The organism is Nocardia sp. NPDC050175 (assembly GCF_044459885.1).
Lineage (GTDB): Bacteria > Actinomycetota > Actinomycetes > Mycobacteriales > Mycobacteriaceae > Nocardia.
On record NZ_JBITJI010000003.1, the window covers coordinates 33,278 to 55,040 of the forward strand.

Below are 21,763 nucleotides of genomic sequence, written 5' to 3' on the forward strand. Positions count from 1 at the left end.
CCGACTACTTACCCGCCCCCAATGTCAGCGCCCCGAACCCCACAGATCCCGCGCACAGATTCTCGACCCGCGCACGAATCCGCTGGCAGTTTCGTGCGCGGCGGACAAAAGGCGCGCTGGCTGCACCCGCGCAAATACGAAAGACGGTGCGCTGGAGCGGGTTACCGCGTCCAACGCACCGTCGATGTGCCTAGAACTTGCTACTTCTTGCTGGTGAGGTCCATTCCCGGCGCGGCATCGGTGAGGATCGACTCGGCCGTGAGCACGGCGACCTTGCCCTTCTTGCGGGTGCGCAGCCGCTGTTCCAGCTTGGTCGCGGTGAACGTCAGCGCACTGTTCAAGATGATCATGACGATCGCGACCACGATCAGCGACGGGATCGTGTTCTGTTGCGCCGCACCGAGTTGCTGGCTGGAGCGAACGATCTCGACATAGGTGATCTGATAGCCGAGCGCCGAATCCTTCAGCGCGACAACCATCTGCGAGACCAGCGCGGGCAGCATGGCGGTGATCGCCTGCGGCAGCAGGATCAACCGCATCAGCTGGTTCTTGCGCATGCCGAGCGCGACCGCCGCCTCGGCCTGCCCCTTCGGCAGCGAACGGATACCCGCGCGCACGATTTCGGCGATGACCGACCCGTTGTAGATGGTCAACGCGATCACGACCGCGGCGAGCGCCAGTTGATCGGACGGGAACAGCTGCTTCTGGGAGAACAGCGCGAACAGGAAGATCATCAGGATCAGCACCGGGATGGCACGGGCCACCTCGACGATCGCGCCGGCGACCCAGCGCACCACCCGATGTTCGGACAGCCGCAGGATGCCGAAGATCATGCCGATGACCAGCGCGAACACGATCGACAGCAGCGCGGCGACGACGGTGCCCTTCAGGCCGGGCAGCAGATACGTCTGCCAGACCTCGAGGTCGGTGAACGGCTTCCACTTGGCCGCCGTGAACTGGTCATGGCTGGCGAACCCGCGGTAGAGCACCCAGAGGAACGCCGCCACCGCGACGACGACGACCACCGAGTAGAGGCGGTGCCGAACGCGTCCCTTGGGGCCGGGCGCGTCGAAGAGAACCGAAGGCGCGGTAGTCATCGGGCCACCTCGTATCGTTTGGCGAGCCAGCCGAAGAGCAGCCCGGTCGGCAGGGTCAGGATGACGAAGCCGAGCGCGAAGATGGCACCGACGGCGATGACGGCTGCCTCGTTCTCGTTGACTTCGGCCATGAGGCTGGCAGCCTCGATGACACCGATGGCGGAGGCGATCGTGGTGTTCTTGGTCAGCGCGATCAGCACGCTGCCCAGCGGGGCGATGACGGTACGGAAGGCCTGCGGCAGCACGATGAGCCGCAGATTCTGGCTGAAGGTCAGGCCGAGTGACCGGCCCGCCTCGGACTGGCCCATGGCCACCGTGTTGATACCGGACCGCAGCGACTCACAGACGAAAGCGCCGGTGTAGATGCTGAATCCGAGGATGGCGTAACGGAAGTTGTTGTTCGCCACCGAGTCCGGACCGTCGGCCGCGAGGTGCCAGCCCATCGTGGTGTACAGACCGAGCGACATGAACAGGATGATCAGGGTGAGCGGGGTGTTGCGGAAGATGGTGACGTAGGCGGTGCCGACCGCGCGGGCGATCGGTACTGGGGACACACGCAGCGCAGCGACGATGGTGCCCAGGATCAGCGCGCCGACCGCCGAGAGGACGGTCAGTTTGATGGTCACCCAGAAGGCGTCGAGGATTTTGTCGTCATACCTCGAGATCAGGTCGAACACGGCGTACGTGTCCCTCCCATCGGGTCTCGATTTTCAGGGGGAAGAGTGCGGCGGGTGGCCTGATCCGTGCGGAGCAGGCCACCCGTGCGGGGTGAAGCTCAGTACCGGTTGACCTTCGGCGGTTCCGGCGCCTGGTATCCGGAGCCGCCGACGGACGCGTCGAAGGCCTTCTTCCAGGAACCGTCGGCGAAGATCGCCTCGATCGCGTCGTTGACCTTGTCGCGGAGCTCCTTGTTGCCCTTCTTGAGGCCGATGCCGTAGTTCTCCGTGGTGAACGGCTTACCGACGACCTTGAACGCACCGGTGCTCTGCGAGGCGTAGCCGGCCAGGATGATGTCGTCGGTGGTCACCGCGTCCCAGGAGCCGGCGCGCAGGCCCTCGAGGCACACCGAGTAGGTGTCGTTCTGCTGCAGCTGGGTGTCGGGGAAGTTCTTCTCGATGTTCTGTGCGGGCGTGGAGCCCTTCACCGAGCAGACCTTCTTGCCCTTGAGGGTTTCCGGGGTCGAGATGTCGGTGTTGTCGGAGCGCACCAGGAACGACTGTCCCGCAACGTAGTAGGGGCCGGCGAAGTCGACCTTCTGCTTGCGTGCGTCGGTGATCGAGTAGCTGGCCACGATGTAGTCGACCTGGCCGTTCTCGATCAGCGTCTCGCGCTGGCTGGACGGCGATTCCTTCCAGGTGATGCCCTCGGGCTTCACCCCGAGCTTGCCCGCGACCAGCTTGGCGACCTCGACGTCGAAGCCGCTGTAGGAGCCGTCCTTGTTGCGCAGGCCGATGCCGGGCTGGTCGAACTTGATGCCGATGGTCAGCTTGCCGTCCTTGGCGTGATCCAGGGCGGACTTGCTGTCACCGCCGCCGCACGCGGTGGCGGTCGCGGCGACGACGGTCAGCGCGATCGCGCCGACTCCGAGTCGCAGAGCACGGTTGATCCTCATCGAGTTTCCTTCTCCCTCTCATGGGTTTGCTGGCCGTGTTCGTGGGACGAGGCCGTCCCTCGGTTCGGCACGAGCTCAGCTTGGAGCGCTTGCGAGTCGCGAATGCGCGAGGCCGCGGGTCGATCTCTATGGTTCAGTGGCTCAATATCTTGCCGAGGAAGTCCTTGGCACGTTCGGACTTCGGCGCGGTGAAGAACACTTCGGGTTCGGCGTCCTCCACCACCTGGCCGTCGGCCATGAACAGGACCCGGTTGCCCGCGCGGCGGGCGAAGCCCATCTCGTGGGTGACAACCAGCATGGTCATCCCGTCCTTGGCCAGCGAGACCATCACGTCGAGCACCTCCTGGACCATTTCCGGGTCCAGGGCCGAGGTCGGCTCGTCGAACAGCATCACCTTGGGGTTCATCGCCAGCGCGCGGGCGATGGCGACGCGCTGCTGCTGGCCACCGGAGAGCTGGGCCGGGTACTTGTCGGCCTGGTTGCCGATGCCGACCCGGTCGAGCAGTTCCATGGCGTGCGTGCGCGCCGCGTCCTTCTTGATCTTGCGAACCTTCATCGGCGCGAGCATGACGTTCTCCAGGATCGTCTTGTGCGCGAACAGGTTGAACGATTGGAAAACCATGCCGACGTCGGCGCGCAGCGCGGCCAGGCCGCGGCCTTCGGCGGGCAGCGGGACACCGTCGATGGCGATGTCACCGGAGTCGATGGGTTCGAGGCGGTTGATGGTGCGGCACAGCGTCGATTTCCCGGAGCCCGAGGGCCCGAGAACAATGACTACCTGTCCCTTGGGGACTTCCAGGTCGATATCCCGCAGCACGTGCAATTCACCGAAGTGCTTTTGCACGTTGCGCATCGAGATCATCGGCGCGCTGGCGGCGCTGGCGTCCCCGGTTGAAGCGTTCCCGGTTGTATCGGGCGCGGCGGCGTCGTCGGTCATGGTCCAAGACTGTAAAGGCAAAATGTGGATTTGCCCGAGTTTCCGCGACACACCGTTTTGGCACGCCGCGATGACACGTCACGTTAACCGGATCGACCGGTTCGTCCGGATCGCCGGTTTTCCGGCCGTGGGCGGGCCCGTCATCGTCGCACAGTGCCTGATCAGGGGCTGTGCGGGTGAGCAAGGCCACTGCCGCGAGAGAGCGGGCCAACGGCTAACGCGCCGTCGTTTGGCGGCGCGTTCGCAAATTGCATGCCCCCAAAATTGGGGTTGGGCGTGCCCGTACCCTGGACCCGTGGAATCGATCGGACAGGCAGTGTTGACTCCCACCCACCTCGCCTCTGAAGGCACCCGCAGCTATGAGGTCCGCACCTTCGGCTGCCAGATGAACGTGCACGATTCCGAACGCTTGTCCGGACTCCTGGAGGACGCGGGGTACGTGAAGGCCGCGCCGGGGGCGACGGCCGATCTGGTCGTGCTCAACACCTGCGCGGTGCGCGAGAACGCCGACAACAAGCTCTACGGCACCCTCGGCCATCTGGCGTCGATCAAGGCCGACCAGCCCGGCATGCAGATCGCCGTCGGCGGCTGCCTGGCGCAGAAGGACCGCGGCACGGTCGTGCGCAAGGCGCCCTGGGTGGATGTGGTGTTCGGCACACACAACATCGGCTCGCTGCCCGTCCTGCTGGAACGCGCGCGGCACAATGCCGAGGCGCAGGTGGAGATCCTGGAATCGCTGGAGGCGTTCCCGTCGAGCCTGCCCGCCAAGCGCGAGTCCGCGTACTCGGGCTGGGTGTCGATCTCGGTGGGCTGCAACAACACCTGCACCTTCTGCATCGTTCCGGCGCTGCGCGGCAAGGAGGTCGACCGCCGCCCCGGTGACGTGCTCGCCGAGGTGCAGGCGCTGGTCGACCAGGGCGTGCTGGAGGTGACGCTGCTCGGGCAGAACGTGAACGCCTATGGCGCCTCGTTCGCCGATCCGGACGAGGCCCGCGATCGCGGCGCGTTCGCCAAGCTGTTGCGCGCGTGCGGAAACATCGACGGACTGGAGCGAGTGCGCTTCACCTCACCGCACCCGGCCGAGTTCACCGACGACGTGATCGAGGCGATGGCCGAGACGCCGAACATCTGTCCGCAACTGCACATGCCGCTGCAGTCGGGTTCGGACAGGGTGCTCAAGTCGATGCGTCGGTCCTACCGCAAGGCGCGCTACCTCGGCATCATCGAGAAGGTGCGCGCGGTGATGCCGCACGCGGCGATCACCACCGACATCATCGTCGGGTTCCCGGGCGAGACCGAGGAGGACTTCCAGGAGACCCTGGACGTGGTGCGGCAGGCGCGGTTCACCAGCGCCTACACCTTCCAGTACTCCAAGCGGCCGGGCACACCGGCCGCCGATATGCCCGATCAGCTGCCGAAAGCCGTTGTGCAGGAACGCTATATGCGGCTCATCGCGTTGCAGGAGGAAGTCTCGCTGGACGCGAACCGGGAGCTCATCGGCACCGAGGTCGAACTGCTGGTCGCCGACGGCGCGGGCAAGAAGAACGCCGCCACCGCGCGGATGAGCGGCCGGGCCCGCGACGGCAGGCTGGTGCATTTCCGGCCGGGCGGCACGCCCGAGTCGATTCGTCCCGGCGACCTCGTCACCGTCGATATCACCGAGGCGGCACCGCATCACCTGATCGCCGACTCGCCGATCAAGTCGCATCGCCGCACCACAGCCGGTGACGCGCACGAACGGGGCGTCACGCCGAAGACCGAACCGATCGGCGTCGGTCTGGGGCTGCCTCGCATCGGCGCGCCCGCGCCGGAACCGGTCGCGGCCGCGGGCTGCTCGACCGGTTGCGGCGCATGAGTCGGCGAATCGCAGACATCGCCCGGGTGCTCGGTCATGCTGGAGCCGAACGCGATACGCGACGCGGATCGCACGAGCCGCAACGGTGTATCGGCGAGGGGGCAGCGTGAACGACAAGCCTGGCGACAACGGCTTCGTGGCCGGCGGTGCGGAACCCGACCAGCCCGCGAACCGCAAACCTACTACCGGCGGTAGTGGGTCGGCCGATGCTAACGAACCCGGTGCTGGCACAGTGGACGCGGGCACAGCAGCGAACCACGAACAAGCCGAACGAAACGAGGGTTCAGTGAACTCGGTCGAGAGCAGCAACTTCGAGCAGTTCCGCGACGACCTGGACGCGGTGGAACGCCGCATCGCGGGCGAGATCGACCCCGGCGTGCGCGCCATGGTGGTGGCCGGCGCGGTGTTCGTCCTGTTGCTCTCGCTGGTGCTGCCGCACGCCGGCGGCGCGCGCGGTTTCGACGTGCTGCTCGGCACCGAGGCCGCCCGGATGGAGCACATCGGGCTGCCGTCCCGGATCTTCGTCTGGTTCCTGGTGGTGTTCGGCGTCGGCTTCTCGACCCTGGCCCTGATGACCCGCCGCTGGTTCCTGGCCTGGATCGCGGTCGCGGGCACGGCCATCACGAGCGTGTTCGGCGTCTTCTCCATCTGGCACCGCCAGACCCCCGGCATCAACAACTACCACGGCGCGGGCCCCGCGGTCGGCCTCATCCTCGGCACCATCGCCGCAATCGTGTTGACGTTCCACTGGATTCGCGTCGTCTGGAGCCGCACCACCCTGCAGCTGGCCGCCGAAGAACAGCGCCGCAACGCATCGGTAGCCGCCGAGGAACGCGACCGCCGCCGCCTCACCGGCGAAAACTAACCCCCACAAACCGACCGAAGGCGCCCTTCAGTCACCCAGACAGACCGAAGGCCACCTTCGGTCGATCGCATGTAGTCGACTGAAGGTGGCCTTCGGACTGTCCGGCGGGGTGAAGGGCGCCTTCGGTCGGAAGGGGGTTAGCGGTTGGTGACCGCGCCCTCGGCGGCTTCGGCCCACTCGCGCCACTGCTTGGCCTGTTCGAGGGCCTTCTCCGCGTCACGGGCCTTGCCTGCGGCCTGAGCCTTGGCGGCCTGCTCCTCGAATTGTGCTACCCGCTCACGGAATTGGGCCGCGCGTGCCATCGCTTCCGGGTCGGTGCGCCGCCACTGCGCGTCGACCGCGTCGCGGACCCGCTTCTCGATGGTGCGCAGCTTGCCTTCCAATTCCTGGATGCGTTCGCGCGGGACCTTGCCGACGGCGTCCCACTTGTCCTGCAGTTCGCGCAGCGCAGCGCGGGCGGCTTCCAGGCCGTTGGCCGGGTCGATGTGCTCGTAGGCCTGCAGCAGCTCTTCCTTGGCGGCGGCGTTCGTGTCGAACTCGGCGTCGCGCTCGGTGACGGCGGCGTTGCGGGCGGCGAAGAACACGTCCTGCGCGCTCTTGAAGCGCCGCCACAGCGCCTCGTCGGCCTCGCGTGGCGCCCGGCCCGCGGCCTTCCACTCGGCGAGCAGGTCGCGGAAGATGCCCGCGGTGCCGACCCAGTCGGTCGAGCCGGACAGTTCCTCGGCGCGCACGCACAGCTCTTCCTTGCGCGTCTTCGCGGAGGCGCGTTCCCGGTCGAGTTCGGCGAAGTGCGCACCGCGCCTGCGGTTGAACGCCTCACGCGCCTTGGAGTACCGCTTCCAGAGTGCGTCGTCGACCTTGCGGTCCACGCCGCGGATCGACTTCCACTCGTCGAGGATCTCGCGCAGCCGGTCGCCCGCCGCCTTCCACTGGGTGGATTCGGCGGCGATCTTCTCGGCCTCGGCGCACAGCGTTTCCTTGCGCTCGGTGTGCTCGTGGCGCGCCTTGTCTTTCTCCTCCTTGGCCTGCGCGGCAGCCTCTTCGGAGTGTTCGGCGATCGCGGCCAGGCGCTTGGTGAGCCCGTCGATATCGCCGATGACGGAGGCGGTGGGCAGCGATTCGGCGAGGGCGACGGCGGCGGCCTTGGTCTTACGGGCGTCCGCGCCTGCGGCCAGGCGGGCTTCCAGCAGTGCGACCTCGGTGGCCAGGTCGTCGAACCGGCGGCCGAAGTGGGCCAGCCCCTCGGCGGCGTCACCGGCCTGCCAGGAGCCGACCTGACGGTCGCCGTCGGCGGTCTTCACCCACGCGGTGCCGTCGTCGTCGACCCGGCCCCACGCGCTGGGGTCGGAGACCGTCGGCACGACGGGATGCGGATGCTGGGCCTGGCCCGGCGTCGCGTGCGGCTTGGGCGGTTGGATCGAGCCACCGGGTTTCGGGGCACCGGAAGAGCGCGGCATCGCGCCGGGGCTGGCTTTCGCGGTTCCGTTGCTGTCGGTCATTGCTCCTCGTCCCTGCCGCGCGTCACGGCTGCCTGGTTACGCCCTAGCTCATCCCATTGAACCCGGTTTGAGCCCTTGTGACCATCGACCCATGCCTTCACTCGGAGGAATCTCGGGGATTGCAACCCCTGATGACCTGGGTTGTAGCTCATCGAACAGTATCAATCTCGACCAGCTTTGCGGCAGAGACACTCGAACCCGGGCGGTACCCGGGGTGCGTAAGGGCGTCGCGCGGAACGGTTACGGTTATCCGGTGTTCTCGATTGCCGCCCTGGTCCCGTCGCCGCCGATCCTGGTGCCCGAGCTCTGCGGCGGTGTGACGGGCGCGCTTCCCGGTCAGCAGGGTGATCCGCGCGCGGTGCTGCGCGCGGCCGTGCTGACGGCCGCGGAAAGGCTTGCGGCAGTGACAGACCGCTGGACAGTTGTCGGTACCGGGGCCGCCGACCAGGTGTTCGGTTCCGAGTCGGTCGGTACGTTCCGCGGGTTCGGCGCGGACGTGCGGGTCGCGCTTTCCGCGGCCGCGACGGCCGAGCCGGATGCCCAGCATCCGCTGCCGGTGTTGATCGCTGGGTGGTTGCGGGGGCAGGTGGCGCCTGTCGTGAGTGCCGAGGTTCACCTCATCGCCGAAGACGCTCCGGTGCACTGCTGCGTCGAACTCGGCGCGAAACTGCGCGCGGAAATGGACGATTCGGACAAACGGCACGGCGTGCTGGTGATCGCGGACGGTGCCGCGACGTTGTCGTTGAAGGCGCCGGGGTATCTCGATGAGCGGGCCGGCGCCGTGCAGGACGAGCTCGATCGCGCATTGGCCGCGGGGGACCTGGCCGCGTTGCGTGCGCTGGATCCCGCACTGTGTGCGGAACTCGTGATGACCGGGCGGGCCGCCTACCAGGTGCTGGCCGGGTTGTTCGACACTGATCCGATGGTCGAGACGCTGTATCAGGACGCGCCGTTCGGCGTCGGGTACGACGTGAGCCTGTGGCGACGGACCGAGTCCGCATGAGCGAGCGAGCAATGGGCGCAACGTCATCGGGTCGCGTTGCCTACGACGGAGCCGAGTCGTGACCGATCCCGATATCACCCCGATCGCCGTGGTCGGCCCCACCGCCACCGGCAAATCGAACCTCGGCCTCGACCTCGCCGAACGACTCGGCGGCGAGATCGTCAACATCGACGCGATGCAGCTCTACCGCGGCATGGATGTCGGCACCGCGAAACTCACCGTCGCGGAACGGCGTGACATTCCGCATCATCAACTCGATGTGCTCGAGGTGACCGAAACCGCGACCGTCGCCGCCTATCAGTCCGCGGCGAGCGCGGACGTCGTCGAGATCATGGCTCGCGGTCGCGTGCCGGTTATCGTCGGCGGTTCGATGATGTATGTGCAAGCGCTGCTGGACAAGTGGGAGTTCCCGGCCACCGACCCGGTCGTGCGCGCCCGCTGGGAAGCTGTGCTCGCCGAGGGGGGTGTCGACGCGGTGCACGCGGCATTGCAGGCTGCGGATCCGGCTGCGGCAGCGACCATCCTGCCCACCGACGGCCGCCGCATGGTGCGGGCGCTAGAGGTCGTCGAACTCACCGGCCAACCGTTCGCCGCCTCCGCACCTGAGATCGGCACACCGCGCTGGGGCACGGTGATCATCGGTGTCGACCGCGAGACCGCCGCGCTGGACGAACGGATCGAACGTCGCACCGAGCTGATGTTCGCCGCCGGACTCGTCGACGAAGTACGCACCTTGATCGACCACGGCCTGCGCGACGGCGTCACCGCCCGGCGCGCCATCGGATACGCACAAGTCCTGTCGTACCTCGACAACGAATACGACTTACAGCAAGCGCAAGAACGCACCCTGATCGGCACCCGGCGCTATGTTCGGCGGCAGCGCTCCTGGTTCCGGCGTGACCCACGGGTGCGCTGGGTGGACGGCGCCGCCCCCGATCTGGTGGCGACCGCGCTCGCCCTGCTCGACGAGAAAGAACGGACTCCGCAGTGACCCGACGTGTGAGCACCCGCAATGCCTCGGTCCAGGTATGGCAGGCGTACCTGAACAACCGGACCAAACGCCACCGCGACGGTCGCTTCCTGGTGCAGGGCGTCCGCCCGATCACCCAGGCCGTCGCCAACGACTGGCCGCTGGAGACGCTGCTCTACCGCCTCGGCACGCCCGACCTGTCCAGCTGGGCCAGGGAGCTACTGGACACCAGCGACGTGCCGCAGGTCGGCCTGGTGCCGGAGTTGATGGCCGAGCTCGGCGAAAAGGTCGGCGGCATACCGGAAGTGGTGGCCGTCGCGGTGTCGCGGCAGCAGGAGCTCGACACCTTCGAGCCGGGGGAGCCCGGCGAGGACGCGCCGGTGGTCGTGGTGTTCGACCGGCCCAATTCACCGGGCAATCTGGGCACGTTGATCCGATCGGCCGACGCGTTCGGTGCCAGCGGCGTGATCGTCACCGGGCACGGCGCCGACCAGTACGACCCGCAGGCCGTTCGCGCGTCGACGGGCTCGCTGTTCGCCATGCCGATCGTGCGCGCGGCCGGTGCCGCACAGGTTCTCGAATTCCGGGACCGGCAGGTGCGGCGCGGCATCCCGACCCGGATCGTCGGCACCGACGAGAACGGCCCGCACGCGGCCTACGACCACGACTTCAGTGACGCCACCATCCTCGTCGTCGGCAACGAGACCAGCGGGATGAGCGCCGCCTGGCAGGAAGCCTGCGACGACATGGTGCACATCCCGATGGGCGGCACCGCCAGCTCGCTCGGCGCGCCCTCGGCCGCCGCCGTCGCGCTCTACGAAATTTCCCGGCAGCGCCGGACGTTTGCCAAATGACGAGTAGTTAGGGAGAACACGCACGTGTCGGATATCGAGTTCACCAAGGGGCACGGCACCCAGAACGACTTCGTGGTGCTGCCGGACCTCGAGGTTCGGCTGGAGCTGACCGCCGAGCGGATCAGCGCGCTCTGCGACCGCCAACGCGGCCTCGGTGCCGACGGTGTGCTGCGGGTGGCGCGGGCCGGTGCGTTGCGTGCCGCGGGCGTGCTCGCCGAACTGCCCGAGGGTGTGGACGAGACCGACTGGTTCATGGACTACCGCAACGCCGACGGCTCGATCGCCGAGATGTGCGGCAACGGAGTGCGGGTGTTTTCCCACTACCTGGTGGCCTCCGGACTGGAGACCGAGCACGAATTCGTCGTCGGTAGTCGTGCGGGCGGACGTCCGGTCGTCGTGCACTCCGCCACCGAGGTCGACGGCGACGTCACCGTCGACATGGTCACGGTCGACATGGGCACCGTGCGCGAACTCGGCGAATCCACCGCCACCATCGCGGGCTGGGCCCACCCCGGCATCGGCATCGACGTCGGCAACCCGCACCTGGCCTGCGTCGACCCCGACCTCTCCGCAGAAGGCCTGGCCAAACTCGACCTCACCGTGCCTCCCGGCTACGACCCCGACCTCTTCCCGCACGGCGTCAACGTGGAAATCGTCACCGCCCTCGACGCCGACCACTCCGTCGACATGCGCGTCTACGAACGCGGCGTCGGCGAAACCCGTTCCTGCGGAACAGGAACCGTAGCCGCGGCCGCCGCAGCCCTGGCCCGCGAAGGTTTCGACCTCGCGACCGACACCGGCGAGGTCCGCGTCCGCATCCCCGGCGGGGAAGTCACCGTCGGCCTGTCCAACGGCACCGCTTGGCTGCGCGGGCCCTCGGTACTCGTCGCGTCTGGATCCATCGCCGAGGGTTGGTGGCAGCACCTCGGTTCGCTGTAGGCGTACCTCGCGCGTTGCGTCGGTTGTGGGCCCTCGATGAGGGTCGGTGACGGCAGCTCTGACACGTCCAGCAGGTCGCGCGCTGTCTCCGGACGAACTTGACCCGACAACCCCCAACACGCTGTGCTCAATATCCGAATGCGCCATGTCGGTGCATCGTGGGATCATGGATCTTGTATGACGAAATCTAAAGTTTATGAATTCACTCCGGCCGACGACTTCACCGAGACGGCCGATGACGACATCCAGCTCGACGCTGCCGCCGACGGCGCGCTGTCCGACGACGCCGCGACCGGCGATGTCGTCGCCGAGCACGCCGCGCGAATGAAGCGCTCCGGCGGCTGGACGTCGGCAAACCCCACGGTCGGCGAGATGCAGCTCGACGAACGCAGCTCGCTGCGTCGCGTCGCCGGGCTGTCCACCGAACTCACCGACATCACCGAGGTCGAGTACCGGCAGCTGCGCCTGGAACGGGTCGTGCTGGTCGGCGTGTGGACCACGGGCAGCGCGGCGCAGGCCGACGCGAGCATGACCGAACTGGCCGCGCTCGCCGAGACCGCGGGGTCCGAGGTGCTCGAAGGACTGATCCAGCGCCGCGACAAGCCGGACCCGGCCACCTACATCGGCTCCGGCAAGGCCGAAGAGCTGCGGGCCGTGGTGCTGGAAACCGGCGCCGACACCGTGATCTGCGACGGTGAGCTCACGCCGGCGCAGCTGACCGCGCTGGAAAAGGTCGTCAAGGTCAAGGTGATCGACCGGACCGCGCTGATCCTCGACATCTTCGCCCAGCACGCCACCTCCCGCGAGGGCAAGGCGCAGGTCGCGCTCGCGCAAATGGAATACATGCTGCCGCGACTGCGCGGCTGGGGTGAGTCCATGTCCCGGCAGGCCGGTGGTCGCGCGGGCAGCAACGGCGGCGTCGGTCTGCGTGGTCCCGGTGAGACAAAGATCGAAACCGATCGTCGCCGCATCCGCGAGCGAATGGCCAAGCTGCGCCGCGAGATTCGCGAGATGAAGACCGCGCGAGACACCATGCGGGCCCGCCGCAGTTCCAGCGGCATCCCGTCGGTGGCGATCGTCGGCTACACCAACGCGGGCAAGTCCAGCCTGATGAACGCGCTCACCGGCGCCGGATTGCTGGTGCAGGACGCGCTGTTCGCCACCCTCGATCCGACCACTCGCCGCGCCGATCTCGATGACGGCCGTGAGGTTGTATTCACCGACACCGTCGGTTTCGTCCGGCACCTGCCGACCCAGCTGGTCGAGGCGTTCCGCTCGACGCTGGAGGAAGTGACCGGCGCCGACCTGCTGCTGCACGTGGTCGACGGTTCCGACGCGCTGCCCGCCGAACAGATCAAGGCGGTCCGCGAGGTGATCACCGACGTGATCAAGGAGCAGGGCACCTCGGCCCCGCCGGAACTGCTGGTGGTCAACAAGATCGACGCGTTGGACCCGATGGCGCTCACCCGCCTGCGCGGCCAGCTCCCCGACGCGGCATACGTCTCCGTCCGCGCCGACCTCGGCATCGACGCCCTGCGCGACCGCCTCGCCGAGGTACTCGGCGGCCTCGACGCCGAAATCAGCATCCTGCTCCCGTACAGCCGCGGCGACCTGCTCGCCCGCATCCACGCCGACGGCCGCATCATCGACTCCACCCACGAGGAAGGCGGCACCCGAGTCCACGCCCGCGTGCCCCACTCCCTCGCCGCGGCCCTCTCGGAATACGCCCACGCGGGCGGCGCGGAAACCAACGGCCACGCCGAGGCCTAGCCACCTCCCGTGACACCGAACGGGACATGACGGCGCGCTCACTCGCACTGTGCCGCCATCATCTCCCGCTCGGCGGACCGCCTGTCGCTTCCGTCGGGGCTATCCACCCTCCCGCGCACGGTTTGTGCCGACGCGTATGAAACTGCTGGCATTTTCATACGCTGCGCGAGGGATCGTGCACGGCGCCGACGCCTGCCAACAGGGAGGCCCCGGTTGGCGCTGTGCCCCTCGCAGGCGGGCGCTCGTGGCGCTACCTTCGCGCATAAGTTGTGTCGGCGCGCATGAAACTGCCAGCGAATTGAGGCGCAGCGCGAGAAGAGGTGCGCGGCGACTTTGGCTGCAATCCCAGGGCCGACAGTCCGGTGCTGTCAGCGACGGCGCGAGCGCTCGCAGTGCCACCCTCGCGCTCGCAAGTTGTATCAGCGCGCAGAAGTTGCCAGCAAATTGAGGCGCGGCACGCGAAACGGTGCGCGGCGACTGCGCCATCATGTCGGCTGCGCGGGTGGTCCTGATCCGGTGCCGTCGACCTCGATGTGAGCCGGCACTGTGAAGGTTCGGTGGTTGGCTCGCACATGTTTGTGATGGCGCACATGGGCCATGGTCGCGCGCACATGTTGTGCTGATGCGCATGAAATTGCCAGCAAATTTGTGCGCGGGACGAGATGTGGTGCGCGGCAGGCAGGCGGGGGTTTTGGCGGTGCGGGGAGTGGGCGGTGAGCTCATAGCAGACCGATCAGACTGTGTTGGCGCTCACATTCGATGCGGCACAGTGGATTTCGTTACGGTATCGTTCGAGGCGACATCAGGAGGGATGTATGTCGCACGACCGTGTGGGTTCGGCCGATTCCGCAGATAAGGCGTCCGGTGCGCTGTTGCTCGACAAACCGGCGCTCAGCGACGGTGCCCCGCTGGCCGTTTCGCTCACCGACAGCGATCTTCGGGTAATCGAGGCGCTGCTGTCGCCGTTGCGCGCGTGGACCAGTCCGCGGTTCTACGGACTCGACAACATCCCCACCGACGGTCCCGTCCTGCTCGTCGGCAACCACAACCTGATGGGCGGCATCGACGCCCCGCTGCTGCTGCCCGAGGTGCTGCGCCGCCGCGGCCGCCTGATCCGTGGCCTCGCCGAAAACGTGCTGATCGCGGTCCCCGGCGTGCGGCACTTCCTGCATCGCTACGGCGCGGTCCGCGGCACCCGTGGCAACTGCCTCGCCCTGCTGAAGCGCGGCGAGGCCGTCATCGTGTTCCCCGGCGGTGGCCGAGAGGCGGTGCGCCGCAAGAACGAGAAGTACGTCCTCAAATGGGAAGGCCGCACCGGCTTCGCCCGGATGGCGATCGAAGCGGGCGCACCGATCGTGCCGATCGCGATGATCGGCGTCGACGACGCCTACGACATCGTCATCGATGGCGACCACCCACTGCTCCGCCCCCTGCGCTGGACCGTCGAAGCCCTCGGCATGAACCCCGAGCTGACACCCCCGCTCCTGCGCGGCCTCGGCCCGACCGTCCTCCCGCGCCCCGAACGCTTCTACTTCTCCGCGGGCACCCCCATCGATCCGGCTCCCTGGCGCGACGCCGACGACATCACCACGGCCGCAAGGGAATTGCGCGATGTCGTCCGCAAGGCCCTGGAGGAAGAACTGAAATTCCTCTTCACGGAACGCGAACATGACTCCGGTCGCACCCTATTCGGCCGCGTGCGCGACTGGATCCAGCGCTGACCTTTGCGTGCCGCTCGGCGACTGGCGGTTTGCGCGCCCGGGCCGACCTCACCGCCCACCGCAGTGGTGCCGCCGCACCATTCCTGATCTGTCGCACCGACAATCGCATGCGACTCTCGGTGCGCCTAATCAAGAGTGGTGCGGTTGGCGGGTCCGTGCCAGGCTCAGTTGCTCGACCTGGTGACCGCGCTGATGCCGCCGCACGTTTCCTGATTTCCCGCACCGAGAATCGCATGCGAATTTCGGTGCGGGAGATCAGGAGTGGTGCGGGGGTTCGGGTTAATTCGGGTGCGGCGTGAGGTCGTAGACCGCGATGTTGCCGATGTGCGTCGCGGTGTAGTGATGGCTCACCCACTCCGCGATCTCCGGCTTCCCGGTTACCTGCCACGGCTTTTCGGGTGCGGATGGCGTGGTGGCGCCCGGCTGCCCGCCGACTTTCCACGACGCGGGCAGCTGCATCTCCTGCACCAGGTAGTACGTCAACTCATGGTCGGCCACGATCTTCTGGAACTCCTCTAACGTCGGTACCGGGTCTTCGACCGCGAATCCGCCGATGGCGATCACCGGAGTGCGGCTGGCTAATTCGAGTGCGGCGGCGATCGAACCTCGATCTACCGCGGCAGACCACCGGGTCGTGCTGCTCATCAGCATCGTGACGAGCTGCGGATTGGTGAACGCGCCGCCGTCGGCGAAGTTCTGCGTCTGGCGGTGGATCAGCGCCGCGATCCCGGTCTCGACGGGCTTGGCCGGCCCGACCTGCGGACTGCGGCCGACATGGGCCTGCGGCAGCGTGGCCGCCGCGTACGCGGTCGACCCGCCGAGCCCGGCGAGCACCCCGACGACCACCAGGATCGCGGTAGTCCTGGTCCGCGCGACCCGCCACCCGGCCGTCGCCGGAATCGCGGTCACCAGCAGCCCGAGCGCCGCCACCACCGTCACCCCGGCGACGGTCCACCGCATCCACGGCAGCCAGTCCGAATTACGTTGCAGCACAACAAAAGCCCACAGACCCATGGTCAGTATCAGCGCGGCGGCTCCGAGCTTGCCCAGCAGCTCGTCGCGCCGCAGCCACAGTTCATGCACGCCAACCGCGACCATCCCGGCCGCGGCGGGCGCGAGGGTCAGCGTGTAGTAGGAGTGATCGATGGCCTTCATCGCACTGAAGGCGCCACCCATCGTGATCAGCCACAGCCCGAAAACCAATGCCGCACCACGTATTTGATTGGTTCGCGGCGCACGCCACCGGGACACCAGCACCACCACGAACGCCAACAGCGCAGCCGGTACCAGCCACGAGATCTCGAACCCACTCTCACCGACAAACAGTCGGCCGATCCCGGGCGAGCCGAAATCGTTGAAGCTCTGCAGAAGTCCGGGCGGCGTCTGATAACCGGACGGCAGGTCGATCTTCCCGGTCGCCGGAGTGTGACCGAGGAAGCGGCCGAATCCGTTGTAGCCGAGCACGGAATCCATCAAGCTGTTGTCCGTCGAACCGGCGAGATACGGTCGCGATGACTCAGGCCACAGGACGGTCAGCAACACGTACCAGCCAGCCGAAACAATCAACGCCGCCGTAGCACCGACCAAGTGCCACAACCGATTCCGCAGTGTAGTGGGCGCGACGATGAGATACGTGACGCCCAGCGCGGGCAACACCATCAACCCTTCGAGCAACTTGGCCAAGAACGCGAACCCGAGTGCGACACCGGCCATCATCAGCCACCGCCCATTCGCCCGCTCCAACGCCCTGATCGTGCAGTAGCCACCCGCGGTCATCAGCAGCACCAACACCGCGTCCGGGTTGTTGAACCGAAACATCAACGCCACCACCGGAGTAGCCGCCAACACCACCCCGGCCAACAGCCCGGCGCCCCGGTTTCGAGTCGCGCGCGCGACCGCCCCATAGGTCAACCAGACCGCGCCCACCGCCATCAACGCCTGCGGAATCAGCATGCTCGCACTGCTGAACCCGAACAACTGCCCGGACAGCCCCATCACCCACTGCGACACCGGCGGCTTGTCGACGGTGATGAAGTTGCTCGGATCGAGCGACCCGAACAGCAGCGCCTTCCAGTCTCGCGATCCCGCCCATGCCGCGCCCGCATAGAAGTTGTTGCCCATGCCGTTGACGGTGATGTGCCACAGATACGCGATCGCTGTCCCGAGCAGCAGCACAGTTACGCCGAGGCGTTCCACCGGACGGGCCGGTGGCAGGGCTGTCGGACTGGAGGTTGGGGCAACGGAACCGGTCGGAGCCGTCGCGATGAGGGTCGCCGCCATCGTCCCACGGTCGCATGCTGATGTTCACCAAAAGTTGGACGGCGGGTTAACACGGAGTCGGAATTCTGTGGTCGAGGACACGGCGTGCTCGGCCGCGGTTTGTCGAGAATCTCGATCTTCTTCCGCGAGGCCGGACCCCGCGCCTGGTTAGCCAACGATTCCGCCCCAGAAGTGAACTGAGATTCTCGTTCCGGGTACCGTATGAGGCAATGACGGGTCGGTGTCGACCGGCCGGTGGGTCACTAGGAGGTTGGTGTGGAGCGCACACTGTTCGAACCCGAACATGATCTGTTCCGGGAGTCGTTCCGCAAGTTTCTCGATCAGCACGTCGCGCCGAACCACGCGAAGTGGGAAGAGCAGGGGATTGTCGACCGCGCGGTCTGGCTCGAGGCGGGCAAGCAGGGCTTCCTGGGCATGGCCATGCCGGAGGAGCACGGCGGCGGCGGGGTCAAGGACTTCCGCTACAACGCGATCGTGGCCGAGGAATCGGTCCGCGGCCAGTACTCCGGCCTCGGTTTCGCCCTGCACAACGACGTGATCGCACCGTATCTGTCGGAGCTGGCCAACGAGGAGCAGAAGCAGCGCTGGCTGCCCGGCTTCTGTACCGGCGAGATCATCACCGCGATCGCGATGACCGAGCCCGGCACCGGCTCCGACCTGCAGGGCATCAAGACCCGTGCGGTCCGCGACGGTGACGACTGGGTGCTCAACGGCGCCAAGACCTTCATCACCAACGGCATCAACGCCGACATCGTCATCGTGGTCGCGCAGACCGACCCTGAGAAGGGCGCGATGGGCTTCAGCCTGCTCGTCGTCGAGCGCGGCATGGCCGGCTTCGAACGCGGCCGCAACCTGGACAAGCTCGGCCTCAAGGCGCAGGACACCGCCGAGCTGAGCTTCACCGACGTCCGGGTGCCCGCCGCCAACCTGCTCGGCCAGGAGGGCGCCGGCTTCATCCACCTGATGCAGAACCTGCCGCAGGAGCGCCTGTCCATCGCCGTGATGGCCGCCGCCGCGATGGAGGCGTGCCTGGACATGACCATCCAGTACGTCCGCGACCGCAAGGCGTTCGGCAAGCCGATCGGCACCTTCCAGAACACCCGCTTCGTGCTCGCCGAACTCGCCACCAAGACCACCGCCGTCCGCGTCCTGGTCGACCGCTTCATCGAAGACCTGAACCGCGGCAAGCTCTCCGTCGAAGACGCCGCCATGGCCAAATGGTGGAGCACCGAGGAACAGGTCGACCTCATCGACCGCTGCCTCCAACTGCACGGCGGCTACGGCTACATGAAGGAATACCCGATCGCCAAGGCCTACATGGACGCCCGCGTCCAAACCATCTACGGCGGCACCACCGAAATCATGAAGGAAATCATCGGGCGTAGCTTGAAACTGTCCTGATACGAGGCGGTTTCCGAGGATCAACGCGGACACATAGAAATGGCGCAGGTCGTGCCATGTGCCAGGAAGCGTTGTGATCACTGTGGGCCCGAGCCATCCTGAACGAGTTGCGCCGCATCGGGATACCGGCAAACCCCTGAATCCACAACAGTGATACCCGTGACGGGGGACTTGGACGGGGCCCCTCGTCAGCAACACGGGTGCACACGGCACGGTGAGAGCCAAAAGTCGTTGCAACGCAAGGGATTGCGGACCTCGTGATATCTGTAGGCGATTCGCCCCCCATGACACGGGCTCGAGAGTGGAACGGAGAAAATGGCAGGGCACGATGGGCGATGAGCGGTTGTCCGTACGGTCGCCGCTTTGCCGCGGGTAACCGTTCAGTCGATCAGCGGCTTGTGGTTGCCGCTGTTCTCGATGGCGCTCATGGAAGGGGGTCCCCTCTTGCGCGACAGGCGAACGTCGTCGGCCTGCGCGGCGAGTTGGCCGAGCATGGCGGCGCGCGTGAGTTCGGCTTTGTTCCCAAGGTGGAGCTTCGAGCGGATGCGCTTCACGTACGTATCGACGGTGTGCTGACTGATCCCTAGTCGGGTCGCGACTTGCCCGTGGGTGAGGCCGTGTGCGATATGTCGCAGAACCTGTTCTTCCCGTCCGGATAGGTGCAGGTAGCGGCCGGTGGTCTCGGTGCACTCCGGAGCAGGCTGTTGTGCGCCGACACGTGTTCCAGCGGTAGCGATCAGCACCGCGCGGACGATGCGCTCGCCTGGTTCGGACTTGCTGACCACGCCCGTCGCTCCGGCTCGGAGGTAGATAGCGTCGTCCGCTGCGGCCTCATTGTTGAGCACTAGTACCGCAATGGACTTCGCAACCTCGGTGATGAGCGTCAGGTCCGTTGGGTGCGGGATAGCCGCTGCGTCGACCAGTGCGGCGTCGGCGGACCAGCACGGGTCCTCGGTGAGCGATGTCCGGACGGAAGTGACTTCGATCCCGGCCGCAGTCAAGGTTTGGCGCAGGCCTAGCAGGAACAGAGGTGACCTGATGAGTAGGTCCGTCCGAATCAAGTTAAGCTCCAATGGATCTCAGCTAAGTAAGCACCATATGGATCTATATACGTTTCAGATTGGGCGCGGGTTCAGAGCATCAATCGGTTCTCTCGTCTCCCATGTCCCCGAAAATCGGGACAAGCGTGTGCTGGATCCGCGCCGGGGGTAGGCACGTTCCGGCAATGTCGGCGGCTTCTGCCGCTATGCCGAGCTCGTCCGAACCCCGCAACCCGGCTGGACTCGGACGCCTCGAAAGTTCGGCCACCGCAACATGATCGGAGAGCCAGGGCCTGCGTCCCCAGAATCGGGGAAGCGACACCTGTCCACGGACCGGCGACGATGGAGTTTCGGCGGGGGCAATCAGATATAACGTGGAGGACTGGATGTCGGCTCTGACCAAAAGTGGCGAACCGCCCACCGTGGATATGAAGCTCACTGCGGCGATGGCGGCGGGCGAGAATGACGAGGATTCGTCCATTCTTGCAGTGAAACTGAATGCAAGACAAGGACTTCCGCTGTCCGCGGCCGACCGCGGCGCTGCTCGAAGTCTGGGAAATCGGCTCTACCAGAAGAATTCGGCGGGGCAGCTGCGGTGACCATCCAGCTCGAGCCGCCCACCGAAAGGTTCCGGGCCTACGGGCCCCGCCACATCGACGCCATCGCTTCACGTTTCGGCCTCTCCGACGATATGCGGGAGACGATCCGCCGCGTCTCGCTGGTCCTGCCCTTCCGGGTGAACGAATACGTGCTCACCGAGCTCATCGATTGGGACCGGGTGCCCGATGACCCGATCTTTCAGCTGACCTTCCCGCAGCACGGGATGCTCACGGCGGTCGACGAGCGGCGACTGGCCGAACTCTCGGCGGATTCGCGAAATGCCTTGCAGCTCAAGGTAACCGTACGAGATATCCGTTACCGGCTTAACCCGCATCCGTCCGGGCAGATGGACCTCAATGTCCCCAGCCGGGGCGGGCGCGAGATGCAGGGCATTCAGCACAAGTACCGGGAATCGGTGCTGTATTTCCCCGGTCAAGGGCAGACCTGTCACGCCTACTGCACCTACTGCTTTCGTTGGGCGCAGTTCGTCGGGGATCCTGAACTGCGTTTCGCCGCACCCGATCCGGCGCAGCTGGTCGACTACCTGGGCGAGCACCCCGAGGTCAGCGACGTCCTGATCACCGGCGGCGATCCGATGATCATGTCCACCGAACGGCTGCGGGCGCACCTCGAGCCGCTGCTGCGCGTGCCGACCGTGCGCACGATCCGGATCGGTACCAAGTCACCGGCCTATTGGCCGCAGCGGTTCGTCACCGATCCGGACGCCGACGAAGCCTTGCGGTTGTTCGAGCAGGTGGTCGACGGCGGCAGGCAGCTGGCGGTGATGGCGCACTTCAGCCACCCACGCGAACTGGATTCCGACCGGACCCGAGCGGCGCTGCGGCGCATCCGCGGCACCGGTGCGGTGATCTACTGCCAGGCGCCGCTGATCGCGCGTGTCAATGACGACGCCGCGACCTGGACGCAGCTGTGGCGCGCGGAACTGGCGCAAGGGGCGGTGCCGTATTACCTTTTCGTCGAACGGGATACGGGGCCGCACGACTATTTCAAGGTGCCGTTGGCACGGGCCGTAGCGATATTCGCCGAGGCATACCGCTCGCTACCCGGCCTGGCCCGGACCGTCCGGGGTCCGGTGATGTCGGCGACGCCAGGCAAAGTGGTGGTCGACGGTGTCGAGACGACCGCCGACGGCAGCTATTTCCGGCTGCGCATGCTGCAGGCACGCAGTCCCGCACTGGTCGGCCGTCCTTTCCGGGCCCGCTTCTCGGACGAGGCTGGCTGGCTAAATGAACTGGAACTGGCTGCGGACACCCCGCCGGATCTGATGGAGGCGATCCGCAGTGCATAGCGACCTGTCAC

At 66.8% G+C, this 21,763-nt stretch carries 18 protein-coding genes; 11 read left to right on the top strand and 7 right to left on the bottom strand.

What is annotated here, in order from left to right; all coding sequences use genetic code 11:
* Window positions 1-200: 200 nt before the first annotated feature.
* From ACIBK2_RS11055 to ACIBK2_RS11070, 4 genes are all read right to left on the bottom strand, one after another.
* Window positions 201-1,097 carry an amino acid ABC transporter permease gene (locus tag ACIBK2_RS11055; RefSeq protein ID WP_396966014.1) on the bottom strand — a complete coding sequence of 299 codons (897 nt, stop codon included), beginning with the start codon at window positions 1,095-1,097 and terminating at the stop codon, window positions 201-203.
* The gene (locus tag ACIBK2_RS11060; protein ID WP_396966016.1) at window positions 1,094-1,774 is read right to left on the bottom strand and encodes an amino acid ABC transporter permease; all 681 of its coding nucleotides are present in this window, start codon (window positions 1,772-1,774) and stop codon (window positions 1,094-1,096) included. Before ACIBK2_RS11060 ends, ACIBK2_RS11055 begins: the two co-directional genes overlap by 4 nt.
* Window positions 1,775-1,872: 98 nt before the next feature.
* The gene (locus ACIBK2_RS11065; RefSeq protein WP_396966018.1) at window positions 1,873-2,709 is read right to left on the bottom strand and encodes a glutamate ABC transporter substrate-binding protein; all 837 of its coding nucleotides are present in this window, start codon (window positions 2,707-2,709) and stop codon (window positions 1,873-1,875) included.
* 133 nt (window positions 2,710-2,842) lie between these two features.
* Window positions 2,843-3,571 (bottom strand): amino acid ABC transporter ATP-binding protein, encoded by a 729-nt coding sequence (locus ACIBK2_RS11070; RefSeq protein WP_357379363.1) that lies wholly within the window; start codon window positions 3,569-3,571, stop codon window positions 2,843-2,845.
* Window positions 3,572-3,941: 370 nt separating this feature from the next.
* Between ACIBK2_RS11070 and miaB the strand changes: the two genes are divergently transcribed.
* Together miaB and ACIBK2_RS11080 are read left to right on the top strand one after the other, a co-directional pair.
* Complete coding sequence (gene miaB, locus ACIBK2_RS11075; RefSeq protein ID WP_396966020.1) at window positions 3,942-5,501, top strand: tRNA (N6-isopentenyl adenosine(37)-C2)-methylthiotransferase MiaB; 1,560 nt, start codon at window positions 3,942-3,944, stop codon at window positions 5,499-5,501.
* A gap of 232 nt (window positions 5,502-5,733) precedes the next feature.
* A complete protein-coding gene (locus tag ACIBK2_RS11080; RefSeq protein WP_396967178.1) occupies window positions 5,734-6,366 on the top strand; it encodes a hypothetical protein in 633 nt (210 codons plus the stop codon).
* Window positions 6,367-6,503: 137 nt separating this feature from the next.
* Here the strand turns inward: ACIBK2_RS11080 and ACIBK2_RS11085 are convergent, their stop codons facing one another.
* Window positions 6,504-7,865, bottom strand: a complete 1,362-nt coding sequence (locus ACIBK2_RS11085; RefSeq protein ID WP_396966022.1) for a DUF349 domain-containing protein — start codon at window positions 7,863-7,865, stop codon at window positions 6,504-6,506.
* 253 nt (window positions 7,866-8,118) lie between these two features.
* Here ACIBK2_RS11085 and ACIBK2_RS11090 point away from each other — a divergent pair, with 253 nt between their 5' ends.
* The 6 genes from ACIBK2_RS11090 to ACIBK2_RS11115 all read left to right on the top strand — a co-directional run bounded on the left by ACIBK2_RS11090 (window position 8,119) and on the right by ACIBK2_RS11115 (window position 15,122).
* Window positions 8,119-8,868: a hypothetical protein gene (locus ACIBK2_RS11090; protein ID WP_396966024.1), complete on the top strand. Its 750-nt coding sequence runs from the start codon at window positions 8,119-8,121 to the stop codon at window positions 8,866-8,868.
* A 58-nt stretch (window positions 8,869-8,926) separates the two neighbouring features.
* Window positions 8,927-9,859 carry a tRNA (adenosine(37)-N6)-dimethylallyltransferase MiaA gene (miaA, locus tag ACIBK2_RS11095; protein ID WP_396966026.1) on the top strand — a complete coding sequence of 311 codons (933 nt, stop codon included), beginning with the start codon at window positions 8,927-8,929 and terminating at the stop codon, window positions 9,857-9,859.
* On the top strand, window positions 9,856-10,692 hold the full coding sequence (locus tag ACIBK2_RS11100; RefSeq protein ID WP_396966028.1) for a TrmH family RNA methyltransferase: 837 nt from the start codon (window positions 9,856-9,858) through the stop codon (window positions 10,690-10,692). The genes miaA and ACIBK2_RS11100 overlap by 4 nt, the downstream gene beginning before the upstream one ends.
* Window positions 10,693-10,725: 33 nt before the next feature.
* Entirely contained in the window at window positions 10,726-11,631 is a 906-nt protein-coding gene (gene dapF, locus ACIBK2_RS11105; protein WP_396967180.1) for a diaminopimelate epimerase, read from the top strand.
* A gap of 324 nt (window positions 11,632-11,955) precedes the next feature.
* Complete coding sequence (gene hflX, locus ACIBK2_RS11110) at window positions 11,956-13,401, top strand: GTPase HflX (protein ID WP_396967182.1); 1,446 nt, start codon at window positions 11,956-11,958, stop codon at window positions 13,399-13,401.
* Between the two features lie 815 nt (window positions 13,402-14,216).
* On the top strand, window positions 14,217-15,122 hold the full coding sequence (locus ACIBK2_RS11115) for a lysophospholipid acyltransferase family protein (protein WP_396966030.1): 906 nt from the start codon (window positions 14,217-14,219) through the stop codon (window positions 15,120-15,122).
* Window positions 15,123-15,401: 279 nt separating this feature from the next.
* On the opposite strand, the gene ACIBK2_RS11120 is transcribed toward ACIBK2_RS11115, so the two are convergent.
* On the bottom strand, window positions 15,402-17,402 hold the full coding sequence (locus ACIBK2_RS11120) for an ArnT family glycosyltransferase (protein WP_396966032.1): 2,001 nt from the start codon (window positions 17,400-17,402) through the stop codon (window positions 15,402-15,404).
* A 255-nt stretch (window positions 17,403-17,657) separates the two neighbouring features.
* On the opposite strand from ACIBK2_RS11120, the gene ACIBK2_RS11125 reads away from it, so the two are divergent.
* Window positions 17,658-18,803, top strand: coding sequence for an acyl-CoA dehydrogenase family protein (locus ACIBK2_RS11125; protein WP_396966034.1), 1,146 nt, complete (start codon window positions 17,658-17,660; stop codon window positions 18,801-18,803).
* A 380-nt stretch (window positions 18,804-19,183) separates the two neighbouring features.
* Here ACIBK2_RS11125 and ACIBK2_RS11130 read toward each other — a convergent pair whose 3' ends face one another.
* Window positions 19,184-19,864 (bottom strand): response regulator transcription factor, encoded by a 681-nt coding sequence (locus ACIBK2_RS11130; RefSeq protein WP_396966036.1) that lies wholly within the window; start codon window positions 19,862-19,864, stop codon window positions 19,184-19,186.
* Between the two features lie 365 nt (window positions 19,865-20,229).
* On the opposite strand from ACIBK2_RS11130, the gene ACIBK2_RS11135 reads away from it, so the two are divergent.
* Together ACIBK2_RS11135 and ACIBK2_RS11140 are read left to right on the top strand one after the other, a co-directional pair.
* On the top strand, window positions 20,230-20,442 hold the full coding sequence (locus ACIBK2_RS11135; protein ID WP_396966038.1) for a hypothetical protein: 213 nt from the start codon (window positions 20,230-20,232) through the stop codon (window positions 20,440-20,442).
* On the top strand, window positions 20,439-21,752 hold the full coding sequence (locus ACIBK2_RS11140) for a KamA family radical SAM protein (RefSeq protein ID WP_396966040.1): 1,314 nt from the start codon (window positions 20,439-20,441) through the stop codon (window positions 21,750-21,752). Before ACIBK2_RS11135 ends, ACIBK2_RS11140 begins: the two co-directional genes overlap by 4 nt.
* Window positions 21,753-21,763: the final 11 nt, after the last annotated feature.

Excerpts from the sequence above, each read along its gene's own strand:
- ACIBK2_RS11135 (WP_396966038.1), top strand. The coding sequence starts at position 20,230 with ATGTCGGCTCTGACCAAAAGTGGCGAACCGCCCACCGTGGATATGAAG.
- ACIBK2_RS11085 (WP_396966022.1), bottom strand. The coding sequence starts at position 7,865 with ATGACCGACAGCAACGGAACCGCGAAAGCCAGCCCCGGCGCGATGCCG.
- hflX (WP_396967182.1), top strand. The coding sequence starts at position 11,956 with ATGAAGCGCTCCGGCGGCTGGACGTCGGCAAACCCCACGGTCGGCGAG.
- ACIBK2_RS11055 (WP_396966014.1), bottom strand. The coding sequence starts at position 1,097 with ATGACTACCGCGCCTTCGGTTCTCTTCGACGCGCCCGGCCCCAAGGGA.
- ACIBK2_RS11070 (WP_357379363.1), bottom strand. The coding sequence starts at position 3,571 with ATGATCTCGATGCGCAACGTGCAAAAGCACTTCGGTGAATTGCACGTG.
- ACIBK2_RS11065 (WP_396966018.1), bottom strand. The coding sequence starts at position 2,709 with ATGAGGATCAACCGTGCTCTGCGACTCGGAGTCGGCGCGATCGCGCTG.
- ACIBK2_RS11120 (WP_396966032.1), bottom strand. The coding sequence starts at position 17,402 with ATGGCGGCGACCCTCATCGCGACGGCTCCGACCGGTTCCGTTGCCCCA.
- ACIBK2_RS11115 (WP_396966030.1), top strand. The coding sequence starts at position 14,217 with ATGTCGCACGACCGTGTGGGTTCGGCCGATTCCGCAGATAAGGCGTCC.